10 protein-coding genes and 1 tRNA gene are annotated in these 12331 nt (G+C 66.4%); 6 read left to right on the top strand and 5 right to left on the bottom strand.

The window, feature by feature from the left end:
• The first annotated feature begins 101 nt into the window (after positions 1 to 101).
• Both RT513_RS01295 and RT513_RS01290 read left to right on the top strand, forming a co-directional pair.
• A tRNA-Asp gene (locus RT513_RS01295) sits at positions 102 to 178 on the top strand.
• A gap of 116 nt (positions 179 to 294) precedes the next feature.
• A complete protein-coding gene (locus RT513_RS01290) occupies positions 295 to 1713 on the top strand; it encodes a M20 family metallopeptidase (RefSeq protein WP_290689634.1) in 1419 nt (472 codons plus the stop codon).
• A 47-nt stretch (positions 1714 to 1760) separates the two neighbouring features.
• Here RT513_RS01290 and RT513_RS01285 read toward each other — a convergent pair whose 3' ends face one another.
• The 5 genes from RT513_RS01285 to RT513_RS01265 all read right to left on the bottom strand — a co-directional run bounded on the left by RT513_RS01285 (position 1761) and on the right by RT513_RS01265 (position 7370).
• Positions 1761 to 2249: an SspB family protein gene (locus RT513_RS01285; protein ID WP_290689632.1), complete on the bottom strand. Its 489-nt coding sequence runs from the start codon at positions 2247 to 2249 to the stop codon at positions 1761 to 1763.
• 103 nt (positions 2250 to 2352) lie between these two features.
• Positions 2353 to 4560 (bottom strand): aldehyde dehydrogenase family protein, encoded by a 2208-nt coding sequence (locus RT513_RS01280; protein WP_290689630.1) that lies wholly within the window; start codon positions 4558 to 4560, stop codon positions 2353 to 2355.
• Between the two features lie 12 nt (positions 4561 to 4572).
• Complete coding sequence (gene deoC, locus RT513_RS01275; protein ID WP_290689628.1) at positions 4573 to 5583, bottom strand: deoxyribose-phosphate aldolase; 1011 nt, start codon at positions 5581 to 5583, stop codon at positions 4573 to 4575.
• Between the two features lie 27 nt (positions 5584 to 5610).
• Positions 5611 to 6393, bottom strand: a complete 783-nt coding sequence (locus RT513_RS01270) for an HpcH/HpaI aldolase/citrate lyase family protein (RefSeq protein ID WP_290689626.1) — start codon at positions 6391 to 6393, stop codon at positions 5611 to 5613.
• A gap of 74 nt (positions 6394 to 6467) precedes the next feature.
• Positions 6468 to 7370 (bottom strand): LysR family transcriptional regulator, encoded by a 903-nt coding sequence (locus RT513_RS01265; RefSeq protein ID WP_290689624.1) that lies wholly within the window; start codon positions 7368 to 7370, stop codon positions 6468 to 6470.
• A gap of 199 nt (positions 7371 to 7569) precedes the next feature.
• On the opposite strand from RT513_RS01265, the gene RT513_RS01260 reads away from it, so the two are divergent.
• From RT513_RS01260 to RT513_RS01245, 4 genes are read left to right on the top strand one after another with little or no spacing between them, the layout of a single operon-like run.
• Entirely contained in the window at positions 7570 to 8394 is an 825-nt protein-coding gene (locus RT513_RS01260; RefSeq protein ID WP_290689622.1) for an ABC transporter ATP-binding protein, read from the top strand.
• Complete coding sequence (locus tag RT513_RS01255; protein ID WP_290689621.1) at positions 8384 to 10354, top strand: long-chain fatty acid--CoA ligase; 1971 nt, start codon at positions 8384 to 8386, stop codon at positions 10352 to 10354. Before RT513_RS01260 ends, RT513_RS01255 begins: the two co-directional genes overlap by 11 nt.
• Complete coding sequence (locus RT513_RS01250) at positions 10354 to 11232, top strand: branched-chain amino acid ABC transporter permease (protein ID WP_290689620.1); 879 nt, start codon at positions 10354 to 10356, stop codon at positions 11230 to 11232. Before RT513_RS01255 ends, RT513_RS01250 begins: the two co-directional genes overlap by 1 nt.
• Before the next feature lies 1 nt (position 11233).
• Positions 11234 to 12307 carry a branched-chain amino acid ABC transporter permease gene (locus RT513_RS01245; RefSeq protein ID WP_290689619.1) on the top strand — a complete coding sequence of 358 codons (1074 nt, stop codon included), beginning with the start codon at positions 11234 to 11236 and terminating at the stop codon, positions 12305 to 12307.
• Positions 12308 to 12331 lie beyond the last annotated feature (24 nt).

The following is a 12331-nucleotide window of genomic DNA, read 5'->3' as shown; positions in this document are numbered from 1 at the left end:
TTCCATGCGATCTATTTTTCCTTGCGCAATGCGCTTGACGCCACCCGCGGCGTTGCCTATTAGACCCCCACGCCCGACGGGATCGGGCGAAAAAGAGATGCGCGGTTGTAGCTCAGTTGGTTAGAGTACCGGCCTGTCACGCCGGGGGTCGCGGGTTCGAGCCCCGTCAACCGCGCCACTCTCTTCTTCCCTCTTCATCATAACATGTTGAAAAGGCGGCACTTGCCGAAGGAAGAAGAGTGTTGCGTCCCGTTCGCCGTTTCCGCTTTATGGGCCAACCGACAGGGGCATGGAATGAAGAACAGCGCAGAGATCTGGGATCTGGTGGAGCAGCGGCGGGCGCCTTACGTGGTCCTGGCCGATCAGGTGTTTGACACGCCGGAGATCGCCTATACCGAACGCCGCTCCGTCGAAGCGCATCTGGCGCAGATGGAGGCAGAGGGCTTCCGCGTCACGCGTGATCTTGCAGGTATTCCGACGGCGGTGATGGGAGAAGCGGGCGCTGATGGCCCGGTGATCGCGATTCTCGGTGAATATGACGCGCTTCCGGCACTGGGCCAGGAACCCGGCGTGGCAGAGCCGCGGCCCACGACGGAGTTTGACGGCGCCGGTCATGGATGCGGGCACAATCTTCTCGGTTCGGCGGCTCTCATGGCGGCGGCTGCGGTGAAGGACTGGCTGGAGCGGACGGGTACGCCGGGGCGCATCCGCTACTACGGCTGTCCGGCCGAGGAGGGTGGTGCTGCCAAGACATTCATGGTTCGCGCGGGCCTGTTCGATGACGTGGATGCGGCGATCTCCTGGCATCCCTCCGATTATAATGGCGTGTTCGAGGCCAACAGCCTGGCGAATACCCGGATCGATTTCACCTTCAACGGGCGCGCGTCCCACGCTGCTGCGGCGCCGGATCTGGGCCGGTCGGCGCTCGATGCGGTGGAGCTGATGAATGTCGGCGTGAACTACATGCGGGAGCACATGCCGGACGGGGCGCGGGTGCATTATGCGTATCTCGATGCCGGTGGGGTCGCGCCCAACGTGGTGCAGGCGAAGGCGACGGTGCGCCAGCTTATCCGTGCTCAGACCAACCGGGAGCTTCTGGATCTCGTGGCGCGCGTGCGCAAGATCGCGCAGGGTGCGGCGCTCATGACGGAGACAACCGTTTCCGAACAGGTGGTCAGCGCCGTCTCCAACCTGCTCGGCAACAGCGTGCTGGACAGGCTGATGCAGGCCCATATGGATCGGCTTGGTCCCGTGTCCTACGACGACGCGGACCGGGCTTTCGCGCAGGCGATCCGGTCCACGCTGACGCCCACGCATATTTCGGAGACCTTTCGCCGGTTACAGCGCCCGCTCGACGCCGATCTGCCGCTTTGCGACTTCGTCGCACCGCTCGGCGCGGCGCTGCCGGGTGGGCAAGGCTCCACGGATGTGGGCGATGTGTCCTGGGCCGTTCCGACGGTGCAGGCCTGGGTCGCCACATGCGCGATCGGCACGCCATTCCATAGCTGGCAACTGACGGCGCAGGGAAAGTCGCCCGCTGCCCACAAGGGAATGGAGCTGGCGGCGAAGATCATGGCGGCAACGGCGCAGGATCTCATTGCCGATCCTGCCGCTTTGGCCGCCGCGCAGGAAGAACATCGGCTGGTGCTGAAGCGGGAACCCTATGTCTGCCCGCTGCCCCCGGAGGTCAACCCGCCGATCCCGGCGGGCTGATCGAGGCTTCCCCGGGTGATCCCTGCAAGGGGATCCCCGGTCCGGGGCTACTGCTTGCGGAATTTGTCGAGACTGACGACCTCTCCCGAACCGCCATTGGAGCTGCCGCCCGACCCGTCCGGGTCGGTGTCGTCATCTCCCATGCCATGCTCTTCGATATCATCCAGTTCCTCGTCATCGGCCACCTGGCTTTCAAAGCGCAGCCCGAACTCCACCGAAGGATCGACAAAGGTCAGAAGCGCGTCGAAGGGCACATAGAGCCGCTCCGGCTGATCCCCGAAGTTCAGGGTGATGCCGAACCCGTCCTCGTCCACGTCCAGATCCTCGTACCAGTGCTGGATGACGACGGTGATCTCCTCTGGGTAGCGCGCGCGGAGCCAGTCGGCCAGCTCCACCTCCGGATGGGTGGTGTCGAAGCTGATGAAGAAGTGATGCTCTCCGGGAAGACCTTCGTCCGCCACCTGCTGAAGCACCTGACGGATCAGGCCCCGCATCTGTTCGTGCATGAGGCGACCGTAGTCTATCGTGTCGTGCATCCGTTCTTTTCTCCCTTGCCCGATGGGGCGGCGGTGGAACCAGACAATAGGCGTTTTGGGCCGGAAGAAAAGGGTTCGCGGCAGAATCCAGCCCTAAGGCGGATCAGGGGCGGGTCGGAAGGCTGATGCACCTTTCCCGCCGGGCGGCGTGAAGGAGCCAGCCCCCCTCCATCTCCCTGCTGGACCACTCGATGCGACCTCCATCCCGTGCGAGCACCGGCTTCAGCGAGAGAGACGCCGTTTCCTCCGCAACCTTCGCCAGTTCCGACGTTCCGAAGCACCAGACCGCATCGACCGCGTCGTGCCCTGCGAGAGGGGGAAGCAGCGCATCCCGGTTCCCGCTCACGACGCTGACCGTGCCCGGCGGCAGCCCGGCCGCAGACAGAAGCAGGGCCAGCCCGATGGCAGGTTGCGGATCTCGGGGGGAGGGCAGCATGACCACACGGTTGCCCCGGGCAAGGAGCGGCAGCAGGAGCGAGAGCGGCGCCATCAGCGGCGCATCTGCCGGGCAGGCAAGGGTAACGATGCCGAAAGGGTCCGGCTGACGCAGCATCAGCCGCTCCGCCCCGATCTGGCTCTCGCCCGTGCCGAGGGGCAGGGTGGCGTTTCGGAAGCGGTCGATCGCTGGCCCGAGCGCCTCCCGAGCGGTGGTGCCCGCAATGCGCCCCGCCTCGCGGGAGAACCGCTCCGCGCCGAGGTGCAGGATGCGCGCACGCTCCGCCGGGGGGAGGCGGCTCCACGCGGAGGCCTTCTGGGCGCTTTCGATGGCGGCCGCCACGTCCTTGGCAGAGCCGAGCGGTGCCACGCCGGCTTCTGCCGCATAGCCTTCGCCGCCTGCGGGTGACCTGGCCACGCCTCCGATCACCAGCCGGGCGCCGCTGTTCACCGGGATCGCCTGCGGCGGAGCCGAGGCCCGCTCCGGGCGTCCGCGCGATGGCACCTCGGGCCGCGACCAGTCCGCAAGCGACCAACCGCCGAAGCCGCTGTCGCCCCGCGGTGGCGCGCTGGCTTCGACCGGCGCATTTACCGCGATGCTGCCCGAGCGGAGTTGGAGCGTGAGCTGCAGGGCTCTTCCACCGCTGCCGCTCCAGACGGATACGGGCGCGGCAAAGCGGCTGTTGTTCGCAAGCGCCACCGCTTCCTCCACCGAGCGGAAAGTCGCGGTGATCGCGACCGGGCCGGGGATCGACGCGTCCCAGAGGGCGGAGGCGGGCGATACCGCCCGGATCAGCTCGGGCGCAACGCCGCCTTCTGCCGCGCGCCCGCGGACGATCTCCAGCCCCTCCGCCGAGGCGGTGGACAGGAGGTGCGCGAGCCGCGCTGTTGCCGCAGAGCGGAGCGCCCCCAGATCGTTGCCGCGCGCCAGCGGGTTGCCGGTGCGGAGCCGCTCGAACCGTCGCAGCAGCAGTGTCTCGAACCGAGCTGCCATGTCCGCCGCGATCAGCACCCGCGCGCCATGCCTGCCGAAACCTGCAACGATCGCCTCGATCGCTGCATCGGGATCGGCATCACCGAAGACGATGAACACCGGCGTTCCGCCGAGGCGAAGCGCCAGCGACTTGTGCAGACCCGCCGTCTCCCTGAGCAGCGAGCGCCCGGCCTCCTCACTGCCGAAAAGGACGATCCGCCCCGGGATTTCGCTTTGCGCCAGCGCGGTGCCCAGCGGAGCCCCGCCGCTCACGACGTTCAACAAACCGCGCGGGAGCCCGCCCTCCGCTGCAATGGCGGCAAGGGCGAGGGCGGTCAGGGGGGTCTTCGGCGCCGGTTTCAGCACGAGCGCATTTCCCGCCGCCAGTGCCGCCGCAAGGTCATGCGCTATGTCGCCAAGCCCCGTATCGGCCGAAAGGAGCATCAACCCCACACCCAGCGGGGCGTCGGACGGGGCCGTTGCAGCCGCGCGGAGCCGGCCGGGAAGCGCGGCGATCTCCTCCTGCACCCGCGTGATGGGGCGGCCGGTCTCCAGCACCGAAAGCAGGGTCAGCAGGGTGCGGTTCTCCTCCACCCTCCGCGCGAAGGACAAAAGATGGTCCGTCCGCTCCCAGGGGGCGAGTGCGGCCCAGCGTTTCCCCGCACGGCGCGCGACCCGCAGCGCCCGCAGACCTTCCTCGACCGTCGTCTCGGTTGCATGAGCGATCATCGCCCCGTCGAGCGCGGTGATGACCGGAAGGTCCGCGCCCGGCGGGGCGAACCTGCCATCGACAAAGGCGCCAAGCCGATTTCCGTGGCTTGAGAGCCAGCGGCGGGCAGGTGCCGGATCTTCCACCGCAGGGCTGTAATTCAGATCCGTCATGAGATCGGTAAGGCCGGTCATCCTGCTTCCCCCTCAGGCGATGCCCTGACGCCAGTCGGCTGTGCCCCGACCCGTCACGTGTTGTTCAAGTTGACGCTCGATTCCCGCCAGGAGGGACGAGGCGCCGATGCGGAAAAGATGCGGCTCCAGCCAGGCGCGGCCCAGCTCCTCCCGCATCAGGATCTGCCAGTCGAGGGCGTCTTCCGCGCTTCTCAGGCCACCGGCCGGCTTGAAACCCACGGCATGGCCGGTCGCATCGTGGTAATCGCGGATCGCGCGCATCATCACCAGGCTCACCGGCAACGTGGCGTTCACCGTCTCCTTGCCGGTCGATGTCTTGATGAAATCCGCCCCGGCCTGCATGGCCACCATGGAAGCCTGATAGACACGAGAGAGGTCGCCCAGTTCGCCGGTGGCAAGGATCGCCTTCAGATGCGCCGCGCCACATGCCTCCCGCATCGTCGCGATTTCGTCATGGAGCGCGCCCCAGGCTCCCTTCAGCGCCCATTCCCGCGTGATGACGATGTCTATCTCCGCAGCACCCTCCGCCACGGCATAGCGGATCTCCTCCAGGCGGAGGCGGAGCGGCATCAGCCCGGCCGGGAAGCCCGTCGCGACCGAGGCCACCGGAATGCCCGAACCCTGCAGGGAGCGGACGGCGTGGGGCACCATCGTCGGGTAAACGCAGACCGCGCCCGTGGTCAGCCCCTCGACCCCCAGCGCATGGCGGATCGCGGGGGACAGCGGTCGGCGGGCCTTGTCACAAAGCCGCGCAACACGCTCCGCCGTATCGTCGCCGGCGAGGGTGGTGAGGTCCATGCAGCGGATCGCATTCAACAGCCACGCCACCCTGTTCTCTCCGGAAAGCGCGCGGTTTCTGGCGATACGCGGCGCATCCCGTTCCGCCGCCGTGGTGTCCACCGTCCGCTCCTCGAAAAGCCGCGGGTTGAGTGGGGTGCCGGGATTTCGGGGCGGCGCTGGCAGAAAGGCGGCGAGGCGGGCGGGCAGCCCTGTGCGGTGCCGTCCGATACGCTCCTGCTCCATCGCCGCTCCTTTCCCGTTCCGCTTTCGTCAGCGGGCGATCTTCTGTTTCAACCCGTCCACCGTGCTGGCAAAGGCATTGGCAAGGGTGAAGGTATCATGCCCGACGGAGACGACCTGATAGCCTTCGGCGATAAGCTCCGCCGCGCGTTCCGCCCGGCCGCCAAAGGCACAGGCGAGCTTGCCACGCGCCCGCGTGCGCCGCGCGATCTCCCGCATCGCCTCTCGCACGGCCGTGCCCTCCGGTTCGATGGTCCCGTTGGAAAGCGCGATCGACAGGTCGGCCGGGCCGACAAGGATGCCGTCGATACCCGGCACGGACAGGATATCGTCCAGCACTGCGAGAGCTTCCCGCGTCTCGCACATGGCGATGGCGGCGGTCGAAGCGTTGGCTTTGCCGAAGTAATCGGCGGGGGTCATGCCGTGCGCCTGAAGCGCCCGCCCCGGACCCCAGCTTCTGCGCCCGAGCGGGGGATACTTGATCTCCGCGGCAAAGGCGGCGGCATCTTCCGCCGAGTTTATCATCGGAGCCACGATCCCCGCCGCGCCGAGATCAAGCGCGCGGGCCGCCATCGCCCAGTCCCGTACCGGAACCCGGACCAGGGCGGGGGTCTGTGCGAGCGTCGCCTCGGTGATGCTGTCCCGCATGCTGGCGATATCGTGCTGACCGTGCTGAAGGTCTATCAGAACCGCGTCGTAACCCGAACGCGCCATCAGCCCCACCACGGCAGGAGCGGCGATCTCCGACCAGCCCAGAAGGACTGTCCCCTGTTCTTCGGCAGTGAGGGAGAGGGAGGGGAGCGTCTGTGTCATGGCTTGTGCCTTCGTTGCTTCGCCTAAGGCGTAGCGCGGGCCTTGTCGTGGGTTCAAGCGGAAGTTCTGCCCGCTCATGCTCCATCCTGTTCGGCCATCACCTCCGACATCGTGTCGATCAGCGCACGTCCCAGCGGGCCGGGGCGGCGTTCGACCGGCCAGGCGGCGGCGATGGTGCGGGCCGGATGGAACTGCGCATCCGCACAGGTCAGCCGCCGGATGCGCCCCGACCGGACCTCGTCCTCGAAGGTGCCGGAGGCCGCGAAACACCAGCCGAGACCCAAAAGGACGATCTGCCGGATCTGCTCGACATCATTCACCGTCCAGACATCGGTGGAGAAGACCCGGCCCACCCGTTCCATGTCGATCTCCGGCGCGCCGACATAATAGATCTGGCGCTCCCGGTCGAAGGCGCGGGCGGCGAGCGGCAGGGGAAGCGCCGCGAGCGGGTGCGTCATCGCGCAGACGGGCGACAACGTCTCTATGGCGAAGGAGCGCGCCTCCATGTCCAGCGGAATGGCTGCGGCGAGGGAGAAGGCCATGTCGAAGCGCCCCCCGCGGAGATCGTCCCACAATGTCGCGAGCGATGAGTTGAAGAACTGAAAGGTGGCCCGGGGATGCAGATCCGCGAACCGGCCCAAAGCCTGCGTCAGCCGCGCGCGTGGGAAAAGCACATCCACCGCCACCCTTATGCGCGTCTCCAGCCCCTGCTCCAGAGAGGCGGCGTGCGAAGTGAAACGCCGCGCCCGCTCCACCACCGATTTCGCCTCGGCAAAGAGCGCGCGGCCCTGTTCCGTCAGCGTGGCGGGGCGCTGGGCGCGCTCAATGAGGGGAAAACCGCACTGTGTCTCCAGTTGGACGAGCGAGTAGTTGATGGAGGAGACCGGCCGCCGCAAGGCGCGCCCGGCGGCCGACTGGCTGCCCGTTTCTATCACGGCAATGAAAGCGGTCAGGTGATCGACCAGATTGGGATGCACTTTCCGATTTCCTGAAAGATATTTACGATTATTTTCATATTACCAGAAATCAGAATCATGCTAACCTCCAAGTTGCCGGAAAATGCCTAAGGCATGCCGGACCTGTTTTGGGAGGAACGGGAATGCGGGAGGATCGTCGGGCCGCGCTTCACGCGCAGCCGCCGCTGCGTCATTTCACATTGCTCAACGGGCCGCGCGCGTGACGGGGGCTTCACCTGCCGTCGCACCGGCGGAAGCGGTAACACCGGCGGAAGCTGTGCTGGTCTGCGACCATGTGAGCCGCCGTTTCGGTGGGGTGAAGGCGCTGACGGATGTCTCGGTCGCGGTGCGGCAGGGTGAAATCTTCGGGCTGGTCGGTCCGAATGGCTCGGGCAAGACGACCCTTGTCAATGCGATCACCGGGTTCTATCCGCCGCAGGAAGGCACGATCACGCTTGAGGGCAGGCAGATCAACGGCCTGAAACCCTATCGTATCGCCGGTATGGGGGTGGCGCGGACCTTTCAGAACGTCGCGCTGTTTCACGGGATGAGCGTGCTCGACAACATCCTGATGGGCCGGCACATCTACATGAAGCCCAATCCGCTGGCCTCGTTCTTCTACCCGTGGTGGGCGCGCAAGGAAGAGGTCGCGCATCGCCGCAAGGTGGAGGAGGTCATCGATCTTCTGCAACTCGAAAGCGCGCGGGACGAGCATGTGGATGTCATCCCGCTCGGCCTTCAGAAGCGGGTGGAACTGGCACGCGCCCTTTGTGCGGAGCCGCGGCTTCTGGTCCTGGACGAGCCCATGGCGGGCATGAACCAGGAGGAGAAGGAATACATGGTCCGCTTCATCCTCGATGCTCAGGAGGCGCTGGGCCTGACGGTTCTCATCATCGAGCACCACATGGACGTGATCACCGCGATCTGCGACCGGGTGCTCGTCCTGTCCAACGGCACCGAGATCGCCCAGGGTCCGGCACGCGAGGCGATCGCCGATCCGAAAGTGGTCGAAGCCTATATCGGAAAGGCACGCCATGCAGCTTGAGCCGGTCCGCGCCGCGCCCTTGTCCGCGCCCGAGGCACTGCATCCCGACTGGGTCGCCGATGATCACCTGATGAGCCTGCTGGCCCGGAATGCGCGCGACCACGGCTCCGATGTGGCCCTGCGGGAGCGCAACCACGGCATCTGGCAGGAGTACACCTGGAAGGATTACCACGACGCCGTGCTTGCCTTTGCCGCCGGGCTGGAGGCGGAGGGCGTCGGGCAGGGTGACATCGTTCTGGTGATCGGGGACAACCGGCCCAACCTGTATTTCGGCATGCTGGGGGCCGTGGCGCTCCGCGCGATCCCGTCGCCTGCCTATGCGGATGCCCCGGCGGAGGAGCTGGCGCAGCAGATGAAGCGCGAAGGCGTTCATGTCGCCATCGCAGAGGATCAGGAGCAGGTGGACAAGTTGCTCGCCGCCCGCGAAACCCATCCCGGTCTCCGGCTCATCATCTATGATGATCCGCGCGGGCTGAAGGGGAAGGAGGCGCCGGGCGTCATTGCTTTCAGCGAAATTTCCGAGCGGGGCAGGGCGCGGCTGGCGGCGGAGCCGGGGCTGGCGGAGGATCTGCTCTCGCGGCCCTCCGTGCATGATGTGGCGATCCTGCTGCATTCCTCCGGCACCACAGGCGCGCCGAAGGGTATTCCCCTGAAGCATGGGCATGTGCTGGCCGGTGTGCGGAACGCTGCGGCGGCGGGATACTTCCAGCAGGGAGAGGTCCATATGGCCTATCTCCCGATGGCCTGGGTCGGGGACTTCATCTTTTCCGTGGGCGCGGCCATGGCGCTCCGCTTCACCGTCCACGTGCCCGAGGGGCAGGAAACCGCGCTGCATGACCTGCGGGAGATCGCTCCCACGCTCTATTTCGCCGCGCCGCGTGCCTGGTCGGCCATGCTGACGCGCATTCAGGTCGGCGTGGCGGAGACGGCGGGCGTGAAGCGGCGGCTCTATGAGGCCTTCATGCCCTTCGCGGTGGAACTGGAGCGCAAGCGCCTTTCCGGCCATGTGCCGACGGCAACGGAACGGCTGCGCCGCGCGATGGGAGAGGTGCTGATCTACGGCCCGATCCGCGATCACCTCGGCCTCAGCCGGGTGAAGCGGGCCTATACCGCGGGCGAGGCGATCGGGGAGGACGTGTTTCTCTACTTCCGCGCGCTCGGCCTGAACCTGCGGCAATTCTACGGCCAGACGGAGAACTGCGCGCTGGCGGTCGCCCAGAAGCCGGAGGACATCTCGCTGACCACCGTGGGGCGCCCCTTTCCCGGCGTGGAGATGCGGATCGCCGAGGACGGGGAGATCCTGCTGCGGGGCGACAACATCTTCGACGGCTACTTCCAGAACGACAAATCCACCGCGGAGACGCTCCGCGACGGCTGGCTGCACACCGGTGACGCCGGGCAGGTGGAGGGGGATGGCCAGCTTGTCGTGCTTGGCCGCGTATCGGAGGTCATGCACACCGCCGGCGGCACGCGTTACATCCCCACCTATATCGAGAACCGGCTGAAATTCTCACCCTTCATCAAGGATGCCTGCGTGATCGGCGCAGGGCGGGACTTCCTCTCGGCGATCATCTGCATCGACTTCGCTGCGGTGGGGCAATGGGCGCAGGAAAACCGCGTGGCCTATACGTCCTATGCCGAACTGTCCCAGCGGCCGGAGGTCTATGGGCTGATCGGCGACGTCGTGGCGCAGGTCAATGCCGTCATGCCGGCGAACCTTAACGTCAGCCGGTTCGTCAATCTCCACAAGGAATTCGACCCGGACGACGGGGAGGTCACGCGCACCCGCAAGCTGCGCCGCAACCTGATCGACGACCGTTATGCCACGATCATCGACGCGATCTATGCCGGGCAGGACAGAGTCGATTACCGCGCGCAGATCACCTATGAGAATGGGCAGACCGGGGTGATCGAGCGCCGCCTGTCCATCCGCGACGTCAAGGGCGGGGAGGGGCGCTGATGGCCTATTTCGTTGAACTGGTGATCAATGGCGCGCTCACCGGGCTGATGTACAGCCTCGTCGCTCTCGGCTTCGTGCTGATCTACAAATCCGCGGGCGTGCCGAACCTGGCTCAGGGGGCTTTGGTGATGACGGCGGGTTACGCGGTCTGGCTCCTGCTCTCCTTCGGCCTGCCGATGTGGGTGGCGGTGATCGGCGCGGCGCTGGCCATGTTCGCGCTGGGTCTGGTGGTGGAGCGGCTGCTGCTGCGCCGGATGGTCGGTCAGCCGATCATCATGATCGTGATGCTGACCCTCGGACTGGACATCCTGCTGCGCGGGCTGGTGCCCGGCATTCTCGGCACCACGCCGAAGCCGCTCGACCTCGGCATCGGGTTTGCGCCGGTGATCGTGGGGGATGTGTTCATCAACCGCACCTATCTGATCGGCGGGGCCATCGGCGTGGTCATGGTCATCGCCGCGCTGCTGTTCTTCCGCACCCGGCTCGGCACCAAGCTCCGCGCCGTCTCGGACGACCATATCTCCTCCTGGGCGGTCGGCATCTCGGTGGAACGCGCCATCGGCATCTCCTGGGGTCTGGCGGGGGTGACGGCGGTCGTCGCGGGAACGCTCTGGGGGTCTGCGCAGGGGGTGGACTGGACACTCTCCACGCTGTTGTTCCCCGCGGTGGCGGTGGTCATCCTGGGGGGGCTCGACTCCATCATCGGGGTGCTGGTGGGCGGCATCCTCGTCGGGGTGCTGGGGGCCGTGATCCCCGGCTATCTCGACAGCGTCGTCGGCGGGGGTACGCGGGATGTCGTGACCTCGCTCATCATTCTTCTGACCATCATGATCCGCCCCTACGGCATCTTCGGGCGCGAGGACATCGAGAGGATCTGACATGTATTACCGTCTCTCCGGCGTCCATCACAACCGCTACGAAAGCGCCCGCGCGCTCTGGCCGGTGCCTGCCGACAGGACCATCGTCATCCTGCTGCTGCTGATGGCGCTGGCCGCGCCGCTGTATCTGTCCGACCTCTATCTCGGCTCCTACGTTCTGCCTTGGGTGATCTGGAGCGCGGCGGCGCTGTCGCTCACGCTGCTGATGGGGCTGGCGGGGCAACTGCACTTCGGCTTCGCGGCGGTGATGGCGATCGGGGCCTATGCGGCGATCCACATGGTTCGCGCCGGGGTTCCGTTCGAGATTGCCCTGCTTGCCGCCGGGATTGTCGCCGCCGTGATCGGCACGGTGTTCGGGGCGGCGGCGCTCCGGGTGAAGGGGCTTTACCTCGTCATGGCGACGCTCGCGATGCAGTATCTTGTGGACTGGGTGATCGTGAACGTTCCCGCGATTTCCGGCGGCGCCCATGCCACGCTCCGCACGCCGGAGGTCCGCTTCCTGTTCATGCCGATCGAGAGCCTCGCCTCCCGCTACTGGCTTGCGCTGGGCTGGGTGGTCCTGATGACGCTGTTCTTCCTGAACGTGAAACGGACGAGCTTCGGGCGCGCTCTGGTGGCGATCCGCGACAAGGATTTCGCGGCGGCTGTCATCGGGGTTGATCCCTTCCGCTACAAGCTGATGGCTTTCTTCACCTCTTCCTTCATGGGGGGAGTGACCGGGGCGATCCTGGCTTTCTGCTACTACCGCGCGGTGACGCCGGAGCAGTTCGGCTTCAACGTTTCAATCCAGCTCGTCGCCATGGTGCTTGTCGGAGGGCTCGGCTCCGTCATCGGGTCCTATCTGGGCGCGGGTTTCGTGCTGCTTGCGCCCATCGTGCTGACGAATGCGATCGCCGCTCTGGCAGGGGCGGGGTGGGTTCCGGTCAGCCAGAACTTCATCTCGCATCTGCCGCTCATGATCTATGGCGCCATGATCATCGGATTTCTGCTGTTCGAGCCGCTGGGGCTGGCAAAAATCTACGACAACATCCGCAAGTATTTCCTGGTCTGGCCATTCCGCCACGCCAGAAGCTGACGAGTTGACCGGAAGGAGGAGCCG

This window comes from Haematobacter sp., assembly GCF_032102465.1.
Classification (GTDB): domain Bacteria; phylum Pseudomonadota; class Alphaproteobacteria; order Rhodobacterales; family Rhodobacteraceae; genus Haematobacter.
Note: the sequence above shows the minus strand (reverse complement) of the source record. Positions and strands in the feature narration are given on the sequence as shown.